At 65.1% G+C, this 16,904-nt stretch carries 18 protein-coding genes; 4 read left to right on the forward strand and 14 right to left on the reverse strand.

Going from position 1 to position 16,904, the window contains the following annotated elements:
* Positions 1-19: 19 nt before the first annotated feature.
* The 6 genes from AC5RT4_RS13985 to AC5RT4_RS14010 all read right to left on the reverse strand — a co-directional run bounded on the left by AC5RT4_RS13985 (position 20) and on the right by AC5RT4_RS14010 (position 5,887).
* Complete coding sequence (locus tag AC5RT4_RS13985) at positions 20-1,435, reverse strand: aspartate ammonia-lyase (protein WP_494106124.1); 1,416 nt, start codon at positions 1,433-1,435, stop codon at positions 20-22.
* Between the two features lie 7 nt (positions 1,436-1,442).
* On the reverse strand, positions 1,443-2,510 hold the full coding sequence (locus tag AC5RT4_RS13990; RefSeq protein ID WP_494106125.1) for an asparaginase: 1,068 nt from the start codon (positions 2,508-2,510) through the stop codon (positions 1,443-1,445).
* A 41-nt stretch (positions 2,511-2,551) separates the two neighbouring features.
* Positions 2,552-3,253, reverse strand: coding sequence for a FadR/GntR family transcriptional regulator (locus AC5RT4_RS13995; RefSeq protein ID WP_494106126.1), 702 nt, complete (start codon positions 3,251-3,253; stop codon positions 2,552-2,554).
* 45 nt (positions 3,254-3,298) lie between these two features.
* On the reverse strand, positions 3,299-4,252 hold the full coding sequence (locus AC5RT4_RS14000; protein ID WP_494106127.1) for a prenyltransferase/squalene oxidase repeat-containing protein: 954 nt from the start codon (positions 4,250-4,252) through the stop codon (positions 3,299-3,301).
* A 12-nt stretch (positions 4,253-4,264) separates the two neighbouring features.
* A complete protein-coding gene (locus tag AC5RT4_RS14005) occupies positions 4,265-4,882 on the reverse strand; it encodes a uracil-DNA glycosylase family protein (RefSeq protein ID WP_494042320.1) in 618 nt (205 codons plus the stop codon).
* A gap of 264 nt (positions 4,883-5,146) precedes the next feature.
* Positions 5,147-5,887, reverse strand: a complete 741-nt coding sequence (locus AC5RT4_RS14010) for an alpha/beta fold hydrolase (protein WP_494106128.1) — start codon at positions 5,885-5,887, stop codon at positions 5,147-5,149.
* A 73-nt stretch (positions 5,888-5,960) separates the two neighbouring features.
* Here AC5RT4_RS14010 and AC5RT4_RS14015 point away from each other — a divergent pair, with 73 nt between their 5' ends.
* Together AC5RT4_RS14015 and AC5RT4_RS14020 are read left to right on the forward strand one after the other, a co-directional pair.
* Positions 5,961-6,659 carry a helix-turn-helix transcriptional regulator gene (locus AC5RT4_RS14015; RefSeq protein ID WP_494106129.1) on the forward strand — a complete coding sequence of 233 codons (699 nt, stop codon included), beginning with the start codon at positions 5,961-5,963 and terminating at the stop codon, positions 6,657-6,659.
* 44 nt (positions 6,660-6,703) lie between these two features.
* Complete coding sequence (locus tag AC5RT4_RS14020; RefSeq protein ID WP_494106130.1) at positions 6,704-7,222, forward strand: hypothetical protein; 519 nt, start codon at positions 6,704-6,706, stop codon at positions 7,220-7,222.
* A 25-nt stretch (positions 7,223-7,247) separates the two neighbouring features.
* On the opposite strand, the gene AC5RT4_RS14025 is transcribed toward AC5RT4_RS14020, so the two are convergent.
* From AC5RT4_RS14025 to AC5RT4_RS14045, 5 genes are all read right to left on the reverse strand, one after another.
* Positions 7,248-7,628: an RNA-binding S4 domain-containing protein gene (locus AC5RT4_RS14025; protein ID WP_494042316.1), complete on the reverse strand. Its 381-nt coding sequence runs from the start codon at positions 7,626-7,628 to the stop codon at positions 7,248-7,250.
* 40 nt (positions 7,629-7,668) lie between these two features.
* Positions 7,669-8,796, reverse strand: a complete 1,128-nt coding sequence (locus tag AC5RT4_RS14030; RefSeq protein WP_494106131.1) for a sulfite oxidase — start codon at positions 8,794-8,796, stop codon at positions 7,669-7,671.
* 108 nt (positions 8,797-8,904) lie between these two features.
* The gene (locus tag AC5RT4_RS14035) at positions 8,905-9,768 is read right to left on the reverse strand and encodes an SDR family oxidoreductase (protein ID WP_494106132.1); all 864 of its coding nucleotides are present in this window, start codon (positions 9,766-9,768) and stop codon (positions 8,905-8,907) included.
* Complete coding sequence (locus AC5RT4_RS14040; protein WP_494106133.1) at positions 9,769-10,773, reverse strand: aldo/keto reductase family protein; 1,005 nt, start codon at positions 10,771-10,773, stop codon at positions 9,769-9,771.
* Between the two features lie 27 nt (positions 10,774-10,800).
* Complete coding sequence (locus AC5RT4_RS14045; protein ID WP_494106134.1) at positions 10,801-11,481, reverse strand: hypothetical protein; 681 nt, start codon at positions 11,479-11,481, stop codon at positions 10,801-10,803.
* Positions 11,482-11,643: 162 nt separating this feature from the next.
* On the opposite strand from AC5RT4_RS14045, the gene AC5RT4_RS14050 reads away from it, so the two are divergent.
* Complete coding sequence (locus AC5RT4_RS14050; RefSeq protein ID WP_494106135.1) at positions 11,644-12,042, forward strand: YchJ family protein; 399 nt, start codon at positions 11,644-11,646, stop codon at positions 12,040-12,042.
* Here the strand turns inward: AC5RT4_RS14050 and AC5RT4_RS14055 are convergent, their stop codons facing one another.
* The 3 genes from AC5RT4_RS14055 to AC5RT4_RS14065 all read right to left on the reverse strand — a co-directional run bounded on the left by AC5RT4_RS14055 (position 12,043) and on the right by AC5RT4_RS14065 (position 15,182).
* Complete coding sequence (locus AC5RT4_RS14055; RefSeq protein ID WP_494106136.1) at positions 12,043-12,780, reverse strand: hypothetical protein; 738 nt, start codon at positions 12,778-12,780, stop codon at positions 12,043-12,045.
* Between the two features lie 64 nt (positions 12,781-12,844).
* On the reverse strand, positions 12,845-14,866 hold the full coding sequence (locus AC5RT4_RS14060; RefSeq protein WP_494106137.1) for an acyl-CoA dehydrogenase family protein: 2,022 nt from the start codon (positions 14,864-14,866) through the stop codon (positions 12,845-12,847).
* Positions 14,867-14,924: 58 nt separating this feature from the next.
* Positions 14,925-15,182 (reverse strand): hypothetical protein, encoded by a 258-nt coding sequence (locus tag AC5RT4_RS14065; RefSeq protein WP_494042308.1) that lies wholly within the window; start codon positions 15,180-15,182, stop codon positions 14,925-14,927.
* A gap of 273 nt (positions 15,183-15,455) precedes the next feature.
* On the opposite strand from AC5RT4_RS14065, the gene AC5RT4_RS14070 reads away from it, so the two are divergent.
* Entirely contained in the window at positions 15,456-16,904 is a 1,449-nt protein-coding gene (locus AC5RT4_RS14070) for a DUF3375 family protein (protein WP_494106138.1), read from the forward strand.

A 16,904-nucleotide genomic window follows, 5' to 3' on the forward strand; every position in this document is an offset into this window, starting at 1 on the left:
GGGGGTCCGGGGAGGGGGACTATTTGCTGAGGTTGGCGAGGCGTTCGGGGCTGAGGAGTTCCTGGAGTTGGGTGCTCGTGAGGAGTCCATGCTCGAGGACAAGCTCGGCGACGCCCTTGCCGGTGGCCAGTGCTTCCTGCGCGATGGCGGTGGCGGTGGCGTAGCCCAGATGGGGATTGAGGGCCGTGACCAGGCCGATGGACTGCTCCACCGTGCGGCGGAGGTGTTCGGTGTTGGCGGTGATACCCCGGATGCAGCGCGCCGTGAGGGTGCGGCAAGCCGCTTCCAGGTGGGAAATGCTTTTGTGGAGGCTGTGGACAATGACCGGTTCGAAGGCGTTGAGCTGGAGCTGCCCGGCTTCGGCGGCCATGGTGATGGTGACGTCATTGCCGATCACCTCATAGGCCACCTGGGAGACCACTTCCGGGATCACCGGGTTGATCTTACCGGGCATGATGGAGGAGCCGGACTGGACAGCCGGCAGGTTGATCTCGCCGAAGCCGGCGCGCGGACCGGACGAGAGCAGCCGGAGATCGTTGCAGATTTTGGAGAGCTTCACGGCGACGCGCTTCAGCACCCCTGAGAGGTGGACGAAGGCGCCCACGTCCTGGGTGGCTTCAATGAGGTCCGGAGCGGTGACCAGTGGCAGGCCGGTGATTTCTGCCAGGTGCCGGCAGGCCGCTGCGGTGTAGCCGGCCGGGGCGTTGAGGCTTGTGCCGATGGCCGTGGCACCGAGGTTGATTTCGTGGATCAGCAGGTCAGCTTCGGCAAGGCGGAGCCTGTCCTCCCCGATGGTGATGGCGTAGGTTCCGAATTCCTGGCCCAGTGTCATGGGGACGGCATCCTGCAGCTGCGTGCGCCCCATCTTAACCACCGTGCGGAACTCCAGCGCCTTTGCCGCGCACGCTTCCTCCAGTTCAGCCAGGGCGTCCAGCAGTTCCCGGGCGGCGAAGATGGTGCCCAGCTTGACGGCGGTGGGGTACACGTCGTTGGTGGACTGGGACAGGTTTACGTGGTCGTTGGGGTGCAAACGCTTGTAGTCGCCCTTGGGGTGGCCCAGGATTTCCAGGGCACGGTTGGCGATCACCTCGTTGGCATTCATGTTCGACGACGTTCCGGCGCCGCCCTGGATGACGTCCACGACGAACTGGTCGGCAAGCCGGCCGTCCAAAATGTCCTGGCACGCCTGCTCGATGGCGTCCGAGCGTTCGGCGTCCAGCAGTCCGAGTTCTCGGTTTGTCCTGGCCGCGGCCAGTTTTACTGCTGCCAGACCACGGACCAGGTGCATGTTGGAGGAGAGCTTCTGGCCGGTGATGGGGAAGTTTTCCACTGCACGCAGGGTGTGAACACCCCAATAGGCGTTGGCGGGGACGTCCCGGTCTCCGAGCAGGTCATGTTCAGAGCGGACTGCTGCGGTGGTGTCGGCGATTGTCATGGGGTCCTTACAGGGCTTCGTTGGCGGGTACGGACAGGGCAGTTTGGGGAAGGAAGTCGGTAGCCTGCAGCAGGCCTACCTGCTGGCCGCCGCCCAGTACCGGGGCGGTTGCGATGCCGGCGAGCGGTGCGGTGTAAACACCCAGTGCCTCGAGAAGCCTGACGGTGGCCGGCATCCGGGCGCGGTCGCCGCCGTCGGAAATCTTGACAGCCACGGCACTCCCATCGGCCAGGCCTACCAGCTGCACGCCTTCGAAGCCGTCCTTGGCTACGGAGCCCGGGAGCAGGCGCATCAACCCGGTCACGTCGCGGCCTTCACCGGCCACCATGTCCGGGTGCTGCTGCATGGCGAGTCCGACGGCGGCTTCCGCACTTCGCGGAGCCTGCCCGCCGACGTCGTGCGCACCACTGCCGGCGGCGGCGCGGGCGAGGAGGCCGAAGGCGCGGGCCATGCCCGGCAGGGTGAGGGCAAACAGCGGGGTGCCGCAGCCGTCGGTGCTGACAGTGACCGGTTCCTCATCCGTCAGCTCCTTCACCGTTGTGGCGACCAGCTGCTGCAACGGGTGCGAGGGATCAAGGTAACCCTGGACGGGCCAGCCGTTGATCACACAGGTGGCGGCCATGGCGGCGTGCTTGCCGGAGCAGTTCTGCGTCAGTTGCGTGGCCGCACCCCCGCTGCGCAGCCATTCCTCGCGCTCGCCGGCGCCATAGGGGAGGTCGGTGCTGTTTTCGAAGGCCGTAACGGTCAGCCCGTGCAGGTCGAGGATGCGCAGTGCTCCCTCGCGGTGCTTTGCAGCGCCGGAGTGGCTTGCCGCTGCCAGGGCAAGGAGATCGGCGGGCAACTCCAGGCCGGCGCGGACCATACCCACGGCCTGCAGCGGCTTAAGGGAGGATCGGGGGTAGAACGGGGCCAACGGGTCACCTGCTGACGCCACAATTGCGCCGTCTGCTGCAACGGCGATGGCTGACCCGTGGTGCACGCTCTCCACCAGGCCGTCGCGGATGGCGGTGACCAGGGGGGCGTGCTGCGGGAGCATTGCAGCAGTGTGGGCAGCAGAAAGTGCAGGGGATGGCATGGGGTCCTTGTGTGTGGTGTGGCGTGTTCGGTTTGCGGACGTTAGTTGTTCAGGATGGAGTCGAGGGCGAGGCCGACGGCGTGCAGGTGCCGGGCCATGGCTTTACTCGCGGCTTCCGGTGAGCCTGCCTCGATGGCGGCCAGGATCTCCTGGTGTTCGAGGTCTGAGGCGTGCTGCCGGTCTGCCACCATGTTCAGGGTTTCGGACTGGTGGGCCAGGGCGCCGCGGATGTCCGCCACCACGCTGGCGAACACCTTGTTGCCGCTTGCGCGGGCGATGGCGGCATGGAAGTTCGAGTCCAGGGTTACCCACGATTCCGGATCGGTTTCGGTGGCCATGGCGGCGACAACGCTGCGGAGTGTCTCCAGCTCTTCGTCGCTGCGGCGTTCCGCGGCCAGACCGGCTGCGGGTACCTCGATGTGCGGGCGTGCTTCGGTCAGGTCCCGGGCTGAGTACTGGCCCAACGTGAGGTCGTTGGCTACTTTGTTGGCGACGACGAAGGTCCCCTTGCCCGTTTTGGTAACCGTCAGGCCAAGGGCAGTGCAGGAGCGGAGTGCTTCGCGAATGACGGACCGGCTGACCCCGTACTGCTGGGAGAGGGTTGCTTCCGAGCTGAGTTTGCTGCCCACCGCCAGTCGCTCCGACTCGATGTCCTTGCGGATGGTACTGAAGACGGCTTCCGCGGCACTAAGCCGTGCGAGGGGAGCAGGCTGTCCTGCTGTCCGGCTGTCTGACAGGTTCACGCCTTAAATATGGCAGGCGTCACAAGCGGCTGTCAATGCGGGGCCTTATGCGCCGCTTTCCTCACGGGATCCGCCCTCGTACCACCGCACTACCCGCAGGGCACGGAGGGTGTTCCATCGGCTTGGTTGTCCGTCACCGTCCTCCAGATCGAAGTGGACCTTGCCCGGGTGGGTGTTTTCAAGCAACCAGCTCCCACCTGGCTGCTTCTTGGACCGAACAATCTGCACTGCCTCTTCAATTCGTTCGTCAGGGGTGCCGCCGGCTGCGCGGAAGTAGTCGAGCCCGCGAAGGAGGTCGTAGTACCAGCGGGTGGGGTAGGAGAACTGCAGCCATGTGCTGTTGATGAGTTCACCGGTTGAAATCCGCCTGAGTAACTTGCGCTCCAGGAGGTACTCCTCGCCGCGGCGCCGGGCCTCCCGGGATACCGGTGTTCCCCCGCTGGCCCGCTCATGCTCTAGGAGCCCTTCCAGAACGCAGATGGTGGTGTGAAAGGAAGAGCGCGTGGACCCTCTCTCGGCCTCACAATTCCAGCCGCCGTCAGCCAACTGTTCGCGGGTCAGCCGCTGTACCACCGAGTCAACTTTTTCCCCGAAGTATGCCCCGAGGGCGACAGTCATCCCATTGATGCAGGGCTCCACTTCGCCCTCAAAAAAGGGCTGGTTGCCTTCCTCCCAGCGGCTGTTGTCACGGACAAGCGCAATCGCTTGCCGTGCCGCAGGGCTGGCGGGGTCCAGGCCGAAGTCGCGCAGGAGCAGCAGGCTGTAGGTGGTGGCCGTCCAGGGCTGGTTGTCAGGGTCGTCGTCGTGAGCTGGCCAATAGGTGCCCCCGGCCCATTGTCCGTCCGTGCCCTGCAGGGCGAGCAGTCTGGCACCCCAACCGTGGTTCGCAACCCGGTCGCGTTCGGCTTGAAAATCTTCGGCTGGAGCGTCTGCGAGGTCGCGCAGGACCTGCCAGCGGATTGCGGGATCAGAATCGAGCAGCCAAGCCAGCACATCCATTGGCATTACCAGTCAGAGGTGTTGGATGCCGGCCCTCTGCATGGCGTCCTTGTAGATTGCGACGCTCTTGGCAAGCAGTTCTTCCTGCTTGGCTTCGGAGACGGCAAACGCCCGCCCGCCCAGGGCGGTGGCTTTGTACACCTTGATGCCGCTGTTCTTCAGCGACGAGTGGTAGGTCTTCTCGAACAGGGTGAGGAATGTTGACGCGTCCGTGCCGTGGGCAATGATCGCGGAAACCCGGGAGTTGATTTTGAGGAACTGGCGGAAGGGCCGCAAACCGTCCGTCTTTTCCTGCACGCTCAAGGCCGACGGCATGCCGGGATCACGGACCCAGGGGTAGGCGTTCCACGGCATCACGTAGCGGGGGTCAAGCTCGGCGAGCTCGTAAATCTGGGTGGCCCGTCGTGCTGCTTCGTCGTCGTTGTAGTGCGAGACAAATCCTGACTCGGTGCCCTTTCCGGGGCTGACCTGCAGGCTGACGATCCGGCATTCATCTTCGTCGTGCACCGGGTCGATGTAGGGGACGGTGGAGCCTGGCTTCTTTTCCATCAGTTCGTCGCAAAGCTGGGTTACCTTCGCGATGTTCGGTTCCTGTAGCAGGGCTTTCTTTTCGTCCCAGTCAATCGTCACGATTTCTCCCTCAGCAGCAAGGCGTCCAGAATCAGGCGTCTTAGGCAACTCTACGCTTTTGGGCGGAGGGGTGGGCAGGGAAACTTCTCAGTCAGGGAACCTCAGCCTGGTTGGCTCGTTCTTTGTGAAGAGGTTCGACTGGCATCGGGGTCTGCTGACGGTGCCTAAATCAGGACCTGACGCAGTTGCACCACTCACTTCAGAGGGAACACGTCGTGAGGTCAGACCAGCAGATTGTCGAAGCGGACGGCTTCACCGGTCACTTTATTGGGTTCGGGAAGCCGCTGTTTGAATGGCCTTGGCCAGGTCGCGGGGGCGGCTCCACATAGGCCAATGCCCCGTCGGAAGGTCAACGACGTCGAGGTGCTCGATGTTAGCAACTTCGGCAAACATGGCATGGCCAGTGCGGGCCAGCTCCAGCACCTGCGCGCTCCGCATAGAGCAGCACACCAGGGTGGTCCGGACTTTGTGGCGGGCATCGTTCGTGAGCTCCACGGGCTGACGAAGTACGGGGCCGGGCTCGGGGACGGCCCGGGCCTGAAAACGCTCGAGGACTTCTGTGCTCAGGCCTTCGAGGCTCGCCTGCTGCGCGAGGATGTCGAGGGACGGCAGTGGAAGCTCCTCCAACTCCTCCGGGAGGTGTGGGGCGAAAGTGCTTCCCGTCGCCACAGGGCCGGAGTCGACCCACACCACTCGATGGACAAGTTCGGGGTGTCGGTCAAGGACGAGGCTGATGGGGGCGTTCGCCCCGCTGTGAGCGACGAGAGTTGCGGGCTGATCCGCCGAGGCCCCGAGTTGGGTGATGACGTCCAGGATTGCTGCGGCTTGATCGTCGAGGGTCTTCGCCGCACGCCCGGGATCGTCCGCGTCGAGACCGGGCAGTGTCATCGCGATTGCACGAGAGTGGTCGGTTGTCAGGTGTTCAAGGACTTCATCCCATGCCCATGCGCCCAGCCAGTGACCTGCGATGAGAATTATGGTCGGACTGTCGGTAGTAGTTGTCATGCCATTACCCTCGCAGGCACTGCGGACAAGGGTGTGTCACTATTTAGGTCATGAATTTGTCGGGGTCTGAACTGTGAAGCGCGCCGAACGGCTACATGCTCTGACAGAGTTGTTGGGCCGCAGCGGGGCGCGGGGGGTTTCCGCCGAACGGATGGCACGAGAGTTCGAGGTGTCAGTGCGCACCATTAAGAGAGACCTCGATGCGCTGGAGAGCAGCGGTGCACCTCTATGGTCCCGCCCTGGTCCGGGCGGTGGCTACGGATTAGCTGCAGGCGCGTCCCTGCCGCCTGTCAGCTTGTCCCCGCCGCAGGCCGTGGCGCTCATGGCAGCCGTATCCGCTGCACGCGATGCCCCGTACGCCGATCTGGCGGCTGCAGGAATCAAGAAGATCCTGGACGTCCTCAATCCCAAGACTCGAGCACGGGCCGATGAGCTGGCCCACCGTGTCTGGGTCAACGCGCCGCCCTCGTCTTCGCGCGCAACGAAGTCGGCACTGGAGGAGGCGATGGCCGAGCAGCGAGTGCTTCGCATTCGCTACACATCGAGAGACGAAAGGACGACCACCCGCGACGTCGAGCCCGTGCTGTTCGCCTCTACTAACGGCCAGTGGTACCTGGTGGGGTGGTGCCGACTGCGCAACGCAATGCGATGGTTTACAGTGTCACGCATCGAGCGGGCCAGCGTAACTAAAACTGCTTGCAGCGGCCATACCATCCACGAGGTCGGAGAACCGCCAGCTAGCGCCAGGCCGGTGCACGGTCGGGGCGCGTGAGTCACTCAATCAACGCTGCCGAAGCGATGCTGTTCAATGTAGGGATGCAGTTCACCAGAAAGGGCCTGAGAGACGACGGCTTTGCAGGCTTCAGGCCCTTCGACGACCTGGAGGTTATGCGGGTTCCGCAGGGAACCGGCGTCTTCGCTGTCCTGCAGCCCGAAGAGTTCCAGCCGGAATTCCTGACGAAAAGCACAGCCGGGGTCTTCAAGAAGAAGGACCCTTCCCTGCCCCAGCCGGCCCTTGCGGCGGAGTGGGTGGATGCCGCCGTCGTGCTTTACCTGGGTAAAGCAGGCCCGGGCAGCAAAGGCAACCGAGGCCTGCGGCGGCAGGTCCAGGAGTTCCTGGACTTCGGGCAGGGAAAGCCGCCCGGGCATTGGGACGGGCGGCTGGTCTGGCAACTCAGGGACGCCGGGCAGTTGCTGATCGCATGGAAGGAACTGCCCGCCGCAGCCCTGGCCCAGGCTGAAGCGGACTACCACACAGCCTTTATTGAGGAGTACGGGCAGCTGCCTTTTGCGAACCTCGTCCGGGCCCGGGCCCGGGCCCGGGGCGGGAATTAAGCAGCGTCACAAGGGCCGGACTCGGTCAAGCGCCGCGAAGACGTTCCATCTCGCGGCGGTCCTTCTTGGTGGGCCGGCCCGTGCCACGGTCGCGCTGCGGCAGGCCCAGAGCAGGAGCAACAGGCCGCGGGGGAGTGTGGTCCGTGAAGCAGTGTGATGCAGCTTCAGCACCCACGCGCTTGTTGATCAGCCGGCGCACTTCGAGGATGCGTTCATAGCCCGGCATCCTGACCGTCACCGTGTCACCGCTGACCAGTGTGGCTGACGCCTTGGCTGGGCTGCCGTTCAGCCTCACGTGGCCGGCACGGCACGCGGCCGTAGCCGCAGAGCGCGTCTTATAGGCCCGGATGGCCCACAGCCACGCATCGATGCGGACACTGGCGGGGGAGGAAGGAAGGCTGGTCATGGCTGGCACCGAGTATAGCCCGGCGCCTGTACGCAAGCCGCTACTCCACCCGGACGTTGATGCGCTGCACCATGTTGTTGCCGAGTCCCTGGTAGTTCCAGTTTTGCGCTAGGGGCTGGGTGGCACCGCTGGCGTCGGTGGCGCGGCAGGCCAGTTCATGCTTGCCCGGGTCAGCCACCCACGGCAGCGTCCATCGCCGCCAGGTGAATCCACCCGCAGATTCCTCCAGGTGGGCCGGCAGCCACTTCCCGTCGATGCCCACTTCCACCGCAGTCACCGCAGCATGCCCGGACCACGCCCGGCCCTGCAGCATCACAGGACCTGGCGGTACTACCCGTCGGCGTGTGAAGAAGTCCGGGATGCCCGGCGGGACCATCAACGAACGCACCCTCATACGCGTTACCGGCGTCCCGGCGTCGTCCGCTGACTCCTGGTAACGGTAGGCCACCGCCTGCTGGTATCCCGCAAAGGGGGCCGTGACCACCTCGATGGATTCCAGCCACTTCACGCTCGTCATGCCGTACCAACCTGGAACCACCAGCCGGAGCGGGTAGCCATGCTGCGGCGGCAACTCAGTGCCGTTCATCTTGTATGCGAGTACGACGTCGGCACGCATCGCTTCATGGACCGGTAGGCTCCGCGCGTACCGCTGCGTAACGCCGCCTTGGATGCCGGCATCGGCCCCGGCGAACACCACCTCGACGGCGTTCGGAAGGACCCCGGCTTTCCCCAGAAGGTACGCGAGCGGAACCCCGGTCCAGGCTGCTGTGCCTACTCCTTCCAGGAGCCACGGCTGGCTGAGCGGCCTGGGTTCCAGGAGTGAGCGGCCATTGCCCGCGCACTCCAAAGTGACCGGGACGGTGATGGCGGGGTCCTTCCGCAGCGCCGCCATGCTCAATTCCAGTGCACGTTCAACAGCCCCGCTGATCCGCAGGTGCCAGGCAGCGGTGTCGATGAACGGGATGTCGAAATGCGTGAGGACGTAGTGAAGTCCCGGCGGAGTGATGTCGCGGCGGAGCGCCTCGAGGGGCATGGAGTGGTTGCGGGCGCCCAGCTGGAGTTCCTCGCGGGTAAGCGGGACTGTGGTGGGCGCAGTTGTCAGGGAACCAGGCGGTCCCTGATGTTCAGCTGGACGGGCGGACTGGGGGTTCCTGAAGATCTGCTTCATGGCGCTGCGTCCTTGCGGCTGGTTCGGCTTGACGGGCTGAAGGGGTCCCTGCCTCAGGTTTACGCCCGCCCCGCCAGCCCGTCAACGCCAAAAGCCTGCCCTTTTCCGCTACAGCTGCGGCCGCTTCAGGAACTCCGCCAGGCTGATCGGATCCTGGCCTGTCAGTCCGTGGACATCAGGTGAAATCCCTGCCAGTTCACCTGCCCGCATCGCCGTGTAAGTGCTGACCCACGCGTCCACCTGCCAGGGCGGCGCGCCGTAGGAGGCGCGGGAGGCGTAGGCTTCCTCCACTGTCTCCGGATGATAGGTGATGGTGCGGCCGGTTCCCTCGGTAAGTATCCGGGCAGCGTCGGCCAGTGTGAGGTCTTCAGGCCCTGTCAGGTTGTACGTCTGTCCCTTATGGATGGCGGGGTCGCGCAGCACCGCTACGGCACAGCGCGCTAAATCTTCCCGCGCAACCCCGGAAAACACTCCCTCGCCGGCGGGCCCCCGCACCACGCCGTCCCCGTCCGCCAGAAGGGGCAGGAAATCAAGGTAGAAATTGTTGCGCAGGAAGGTATAGTCCATCCCCGAATCACGGATGTGCTGCTCGGTGCCGTAGTGGTCCCGGGCCAGCGTGAAGGTGGCATCCGGCGCCGCGCCGTAAAACGACGTGTACACGATGTGCTGCACCCCGGCGTCCGCTGCGGAGTCCACAAAACTGCGGTGCTGCTGCAACCGGTCCGCTGTTTCTGCGGCGGACACCATGAACAGGACCCTGGCCCCTTCCAGGGCCGCGCGGGCAGCAGATGAATCCGAGTAGCTGCAGACCAGTGCCGGAGCGTTTTCCAGCTCAGGTGCACGTCCGGCGTCGCGGACCAGGAGGCGCTGGGCGGATCCGGCGGCGGCAAGCTGCCGCGATACCATTCCGCCCAGGCCGCCTGTGGAACCGGTGACGGCCAGATCCGGCAGTTTCGGAAGGGACCCCACCACCTAGTGTTCCCGCTTGGCCGGGGACTTGGTCTGCTCCGGATCACGTTCGACCAGGGAGCCGATGGCGTCGTCGATTTTCTTCATGACTTCCGGTTCCAGTTTCACCCCAGCCGCCGCAACACTGTCAGCGATCTGCTCCGGCCGCGAAGCACCTATGATGGCCGAAGCCACGTTGGGGTTCTGCAGCACCCAGGCCACGGCCAGCTGGGGCATGGAAAGCCCTGCTTCCTCCGCTACGGGCTTGAGCTCCTGGACCCCGGCAAGGACGTCATCCCGCATCCAGCGCTCGATCATCTTGGCGCCGCCCTTCTGGTCCGTGGCCCGGCTGCCTTCCGGTGCGGGCTGGCCGGGCAGGTACTTGCCGCTGAGGACGCCCTGGGCCATGGGGGACCAGACAATCTGGGACACGCCCAGTTCCTCCGATGCGGGGACAACCTCGGCCTCGATCACGCGCCACAGCATGGAGTACTGCGGCTGGTTGGAGATGAGCTGGAAACCGAGTTCCTTGGAAAGCGCATGGCCGGCACGCAGCTGGTCAGCGGACCATTCGCTGACGCCGATGTACAGGGCTTTGCCCTGCCGAACGATGTCCGCAAACGCCTGCATGGTTTCTTCCAGCGGGGTTTCAAAGTCGTAGCGGTGGGCCTGGTACAGGTCCACGTAGTCCGTCTGCAGCCTGCGCAGGGACGCGTTGATGGATTCCATGATGTGCTTGCGGGACAGGCCCAGATCGTTCTTTCCCTTGGGGCCGGTGGCGCCGTAGACCTTGGTGAAGACCTCTATGGACTCACGGCGCTCGCCCTTCAGGGCTCCACCCAGAACGGTCTCCGCGGCCGTGTTGGCGTAGACGTCCGCCGTGTCGAAGGTGCTGATACCGGCATCCAGGGCGGCCCTCACGCACTGGGAGGCGACGTCATTCTCCACCTGGGACCCGTGGGTCAGCCAGTTGCCGAAGGTAATTTCCGAGACTTTGAAGCCGCTGTTTCCGAGGTATCTGAATTCCATGGGTTTCACGCTAACCCAGATGGTTGCTCAGGGTAAGGGCTGTTTACCCCTATGTGGGCCGGCTTTGGCAGAAGAGCCCTTGGCAGCGGCTCCCGGGGCTCCGTCATTGGAAGAGGTTGCTGTGAGGGCCTGTGCCTGGGCCTTCCCGGAAAGCGACACCAGCGATCCGGTGTCCAGCGGGGCCACCGGACGCAAAGCCTGCGCCTTCTCAAACGACCGCGGCACCCGGCCGGGCCGGTGGTCCTCCAGCGCCGACTCCACCAGCGGCGCAACCTCCGCCACCTGGTCGGCAGGTACATGGGGATCGGGCAGGTCGCGGACTGAGAGCTTGATTTCCGGTGCTGCCGCCCGCGCCCTGGCCATTGCCACCGCGTCCGCCTCCGCAACAGCGGAAGCCCAGTCCTCGGCAAGGACGGGGGAGTCGGGGCGTGCGGCTGCCGCCCCCGGGTGGCGTACGACGGCGGTGCGCAGCGCCGGGCGAAGGTTCGCGGGCTTGAGCGCGCTACGCCAATCCCGGGCCGGGCGCTTGCTTTCCCCGCTGCTGCGCCAGCCGAACAACGCCATGAGCATGACGGCGGCGAGTCTGCCTATTCCCGCAAGCACCAGCGTGATGACGCCCAGCAGAAAGAGGATCAGGAACATCAGGAAAGCTACTCCCACCGTGCCTAAAAAGGTCAGGTTGAGGATGAGCGTATCCGGATTATCCACGTCATCTCTCCTCTCTGCCGGCCCCAAAGCCCGCACCTGCGCCCCTCTGCCAAGGCAACAGCTCCTTCTCCACCATACGGATTTTTACTGCACTGTGCCGCCGGGCGGAGGGGCGCGTCCGGGTTGTTTTAAACCTGTTACCTGATATGACACCATCGGGTCATGGCTGAAGACCGGAGACTGGAAAGCTGCATGTGCCTGTCCGGCGAGCCGTACGGCGCGTGCTGCGGCCGGTTCCATAGCGGGGAGGCGGAAGCAGCCACGGCGGAGCAGCTGATGCGCTCCCGGTACAGTGCCTTCGCGCTTCATGACAGGGCCTACCTGCTGCGGACCTGGCACCCGGCGGAGGCTCCTGCCAACCTGGACTTTGATCCGGACCTGCAATGGCGCAGCCTGGATATCGTCTCCACCAGCCGCGGCGGCCCGCTCGACGTGCAGGGGACGGTGGAGTTCAAGGCCTGGTTCCGGCACGGTGCCGAACGCGGCACGCATCATGAAGTCAGCCGGTTTGCCCGCGAAAACGGCCGCTGGTTTTACGTGGACGGCAAGATCCTGGCCTGACTACGCGTTGTCGTAGTCCTCGTCCGGGGTGAAGCCGGCCTTGTCCACCTTGCGGTGGAACCGCATGCCTGCCAGGCCGCCCAGCATCGCTCCTGCCAGTGCCACAAGGGCCACCACGACAGCGGCAATGATGCTGGTGGTGGTCAACTGGCCCTCATTGACAGGTATCCGCGGGAAGCTGTTGAGGTTGGCCAGCACGTTGAACTGCTGTCCCGCCACGAGGCCCAGGATGGAGACGAGGACAGCCACGATCAGCGCCCAAATCCACACCATGAGGCCCTGCTTGGCGCCGTTGAAGCGCGCCATGCGCCCTGCCACATAGCCGCCGCAGTAATAGGACAGGAACAGGATCACCAGCAGGACGATGATGCCCACCAGGCCAACGGTGCCGGTGTTCGAGGCTGCCTGGTTTACTGCCTCATTCACGTCCGTGTTGGTGGCAAGGCCAACGGCCGTTCCCGCCGCTGCCACGAGGGCCGTCAGGAGCACCGCCATGCCGGTGGCCGTGAGCCAGCCGAAGAATGCCGACCCCACCTTGATGCCGCCGAACCGTTCCTTTTCCCTGGCGACGGCGGTGTGCCGGTCCGTAAGGCCGGGATCAACAGGAGGTGCCGAAGCCGCGGGGACGTAGTCCCGCTCTGCGTAGGCGGCAGTTGACCCGGAGTCCGGTACCCGCTCGTCGCCGTCCTCGCGGGCGCGTCGTGGGGGCAGGTTCTCTGGGTCGGTTGAGCTGCTCATGGCTCAACTCAACCATCGGGAGACAAAGATAGCAAGGATGCTTACTATTTTGTGACCAGTGGCGTCAGCGGTAGTTGCGGTGCAGGTTTTCCCTTTGCGAGGGCCCGGGCGAGGCGTCCGCAATCCAGGGCCCAGTGCCTTCCGACTGGTCCACCACGCCCACCTCCAGCCACGTGTAATCGCCGGCCAGGACCTTCCGCGCCAGCCGGTGGTCGCCGTCGTCCGTGTTCCGCCACAGCTGGTCGAAGTACTCATCCACGCGCACACGGGCCTGCTCGCAGTACGCCTCTGCGAGTTCGTAGGCACTGGCTGCCTTTTCCGGGGCGGTGTGAAGCAGCATCTCCGCGCGCGAGCAGCACGCCGTCATGGCGAACAGTTCCGCACCGATGTCCACCACCCTGCCCAGGAAAGCCTGCTTGCGTTCCAGCTTCGCCTGCCACCGGCCCATGCCGTAGAAGGTCTGCCGGGCCAGGCGCCGGGACGAGCGCTCCACGAACCGCAGGTGCTTGGCCAGCCGCCCGAACTCGCTGTACGAGCGCGGATCCATACCGGCGCCGGCCACTAGCTTGGGCAGCCACCGGGCATAAAAGCCGGAAGCGCCGACGGCGGCCCTCGCCTTGTCGGACAGGCTCGCGTCCAGAGATGCGAGGTCGCCGGCGGCGGCCAGGTGCGCATCCACCGCTTCCCGGGCGATGAGCAGGCGCATGATCTCAGAGGAACCCTCAAAAATCCTGTTGATCCGCAGGTCCCTCAGCTGCTGCTCGGCCGGTACCGCCCGCTCACCGCGCGCCGCCAGGGACTCAGCCGTCTCAAAACCACGGCCGCCGCGAATCTGGACCAGCTCGTCCGCTATCCGGCAGCTGATCTCCGTAGACCAGAGCTTCGCAAGGGCAGCCTCAATCCGCACGTCCTTCTGGCCGGCGTCGGCCAACTCGGCAGAAAGCTCAAAGACTGCGTCCAGCGCGAAGGCCGACGCGGCGATGAAAGCAATCTTCTTGCCCACGGCCTCGTGCTCACCCACAGGCCTGCCCCACTGCGTGCGGGCGTTGGACCACTCCCGTGCGATCTTGAGGCTCCAGCGGCCCGAGCCCACGCAGAGGCCCGGAATGGAGAGCCGGCCCGTATTCAAGGTGGTGAGGGCAATCTTCAGGCCCTGGCCCTCCCGCCCCAGCCTGTTGGCAGCCGGGATGCGCACCTGGTGGAACCGGGTGACGCCGTTCTCGATGCCCCGCAGGCCCATAAACGCATTGCGGTTTTCCACGGTGATGCCGGGTGAGTCCATCTCCACCACGAACGCGCTGATGCCGCCCTTGTGCTTGGTGCCGTCCGGATCCGTGCGGGCGGGCACCACGGCCATCACCACCACCAGTTCCGCGATCACCCCGTTCGTTGTCCAAAGCTTGACGCCGTCCAAAAGGTAGGCCTCGCCATCGTCTGTCGGCGTTGCCGTGCTGCCCATGCGGGCAGGATCGCTTCCCACATCCGGTTCCGTAAGGAGGAACGCCGTGACCGCGCCGGCGGCGCAGCGCGGCAGGTACTCCCGCTTCTGCTCCGGTGTGCCAAAGACCTTGACCGGCTCGGGAACGCCGATGGACTGATGGGCGGAAAGGAGGGCGCCAAGGCTCGGGTGGACACTGCCCAAGAGGGCCAAGGCCCTGCCGTAGTACACCAGCGACAGTCCCAGGCCGCCGTACTCCTCGGGAATCTTCATCCCGAAAACCCCAAGGTCTGCCAGCCCCCGAAGATATTCGTCAGGAATCCTGGCCTCGCGCTCAATGATCCGCCCGTCCATGGTCCGCACGTATTCCACCAGGCGAGCCATGAAGGCCTCGCCCCGTTGCACGTCCGCAGGGTCCGGGGACGGCCAGGGGTGGACAAGGCTGAGGTCGAAACTGCCAAGGTAGAGACCTTTAGCGAAGCTCGGGCGATCCCAACCGGTTTCCCGTGCGGCCTCGGCAACCGCCCTGGCCTCGTCCGCGGTGACGCCGGCACCGATCTTGCCGGCCGGGACCGGGGTTTCCTCCGCCGGGGCTTCTGTTGCCGGGCTGGTGGTGGTTTTGGAGGGGCTGTCAGTGGCGGAGCTCATGGGGTATCTCCTTGGCCGGATAGCTTTCTTAGCCAGGTCCGCCGGGTTGGAGAACCCTTCAGCTGTCTCCCAATATTACCCGCGGGTAGGATCCCGTGCTAGGGGAAGGCTGCCCCTGAAAGTCGCCGCCGGCGTCCATCGCGGCAGCGCGCCCCACCAGCCGGTACCAGGCAGCGTTGATGCCGTGGACCACGGCGAGGAGCGACTTGGAAACCACGGTCCAGCCAAGCTTTCCCGCTCCCAAAAGCACCAGCGCCACCAGTCCTGCCGTAAGAACAAAGGCGGCCAGGATGAACGCGAACAGCAATGTGCCCACGAATACCAAGGTAGCGGTTTCCACTGAGCTTAAATCGAACTGCATAAGTCCCCCTGCTGCGACGTTGCTCTGGTTGAAATCAGTAGCACGAGCGTAGGGGCAGCAGGCTTGCCCAGCCAGAGCCGCGGCAGGCTTAACGGGTTCTTGATATGGGATCGAAACACTACGCCGAAGTAGGTCACGGAGCGGTCGCGGCCGGCTGCGTTAACCTTGTTGTTGGCAGTTTTCCGTTTGGAGCCCCTGCCCCGCCCCCCAACAGTCCAAGGAGAGTGTGTGCCCCGCTCCGCCAGGTCATCGGCTGATGCCATCAGTGCCCGGCTCCGGGACCTCGAACTTCTCACAAAAGGGCCCGCCTGGGCCCTGACCCGCTCCGCCCCCTGGGTGATTGCGGTTCTGCAGGCATCCTTCACCCGCACCCGGCCGCAGCTGCCGCTGGAGGAGTTCCACGCCGACGTCGACTCCTTCCTTGAGGAGCTCCGCCGGCGTGAGCCCGGGCTCGGAGGCGGTGCCAACGGGAAAGCCTTCGGCGACGAGTGGACCCGGCGCCAGTTCCTGACGCGGCGGAACCAGTCGGGCCAGATCGTTTACGAGGTCACTGAGCCGGCGGCCCGTGTGCTCGCCTTCCTCGACAGCCTCTCGAGCGAAAGGTCCACGCTCAACGGATCGCGCCTTGGCACGCTGCTGGGCGACGTCGAGAAGCTCGCCAACGAAACGAACCCGGACCAGAGCGCCCGCCTGGAGTCCCTGGCGGACGAGATCAAGGAGCGCCGGCAGCTGATCCAGGACATCAGCTCCGGCGGGTTCGACGGCCTCCTGGATGACGACGAGGCGGTGGAAGCTGCCGGAAACATCCTGGACCTCGCCGCCAGCCTGCCTGCCGAATACAAGAAGATGCGTGACCGGATTGAGGAACTGGTGGGCGGGCTGCGCAACCAGATCATCGAGGAGTCGCTGACCAAGGGCGCCACGATGGCGCAGGTGCTGGAGGCCGACAAGCGGCTCCGCCAGAGCCCTGAAGGCAGGACTTTCCGTTCCTTCGCGGCGTTCCTGGAGGACCCGCAGCAGCAGCTGAGGTTCCGCTCGGCGATCGGAGAAGTCCTCAGCCGGCAGTTCGCGGACGACCTGTCACCGGAGGACCGGGAAACCCTGAAGAACCTGGTGGCGGAACTCCGCCAGCAGCACAGCCAGATCCAGCGGATTTACGGCAAGCTCAGCGAAAGCCTCAACACTTACGTCCAGAGCGACGATTTCCGCCAGTCCGTCCGGCTCCGGAAGGTCCTGCGGGAAGCCGAACAGGCCATCCGATCCCTTCCGTACGAGCGGGAACGCCCCGGGCTGGTCCCCGGGCCCGTTCTCTTCAACGCGGGGTTCGAGTCGCTGTCCATGGTGAAACTCTTCGACCCGGACGAGTTCGCGGCGCCGCCCAAACTTGCCGACCCCATCGCCTTCAGCGACTCCGACCGCGTGCGCTCGCCGAGGACCGGAAAGGCAAAGCCGGAGGTCATCAGGTCCGCCATGGCCGGCGCCTCCACCCTTTCCGAGGCCTGGCAGCAGCTGCCGCCCGAGGAACAGCACATCAACACCATCCGGGCGCTCCTCTCGCACGCCCTGCACGCCGGGGCAGGCTTCGACAAGGACGGACTCGAGGCCCTGGACTTCGAACAGATAGACGGCACCACGCGCAGGGCCTACCTGCCGCTGGTCACGCTTCCAAAGGATTGA

It is taken from the genome of Arthrobacter sp. sptzw42 (assembly GCF_059089685.1).

Bases quoted from the DNA above. Each gene is read 5' to 3' on its own strand.
- AC5RT4_RS14010 (WP_494106128.1), bottom strand. From the start codon at position 5,887: ATGACAACTACTACCGACAGTCCGACCATAATTCTCATCGCAGGTCAC.
- AC5RT4_RS14030 (WP_494106131.1), bottom strand. From the start codon at position 8,796: ATGAAGCAGATCTTCAGGAACCCCCAGTCCGCCCGTCCAGCTGAACAT.
- AC5RT4_RS13985 (WP_494106124.1), bottom strand. From the start codon at position 1,435: ATGACAATCGCCGACACCACCGCAGCAGTCCGCTCTGAACATGACCTG.
- AC5RT4_RS14055 (WP_494106136.1), bottom strand. From the start codon at position 12,780: ATGAGCAGCTCAACCGACCCAGAGAACCTGCCCCCACGACGCGCCCGC.
- AC5RT4_RS14025 (WP_494042316.1), bottom strand. From the start codon at position 7,628: ATGACCAGCCTTCCTTCCTCCCCCGCCAGTGTCCGCATCGATGCGTGG.
- AC5RT4_RS14060 (WP_494106137.1), bottom strand. From the start codon at position 14,866: ATGAGCTCCGCCACTGACAGCCCCTCCAAAACCACCACCAGCCCGGCA.
- AC5RT4_RS14040 (WP_494106133.1), bottom strand. From the start codon at position 10,773: ATGGAATTCAGATACCTCGGAAACAGCGGCTTCAAAGTCTCGGAAATT.
- AC5RT4_RS14050 (WP_494106135.1), top strand. From the start codon at position 11,644: ATGGCTGAAGACCGGAGACTGGAAAGCTGCATGTGCCTGTCCGGCGAG.
- AC5RT4_RS14020 (WP_494106130.1), top strand. From the start codon at position 6,704: ATGCAGTTCACCAGAAAGGGCCTGAGAGACGACGGCTTTGCAGGCTTC.
- AC5RT4_RS13990 (WP_494106125.1), bottom strand. From the start codon at position 2,510: ATGCCATCCCCTGCACTTTCTGCTGCCCACACTGCTGCAATGCTCCCG.
- AC5RT4_RS14000 (WP_494106127.1), bottom strand. From the start codon at position 4,252: ATGGATGTGCTGGCTTGGCTGCTCGATTCTGATCCCGCAATCCGCTGG.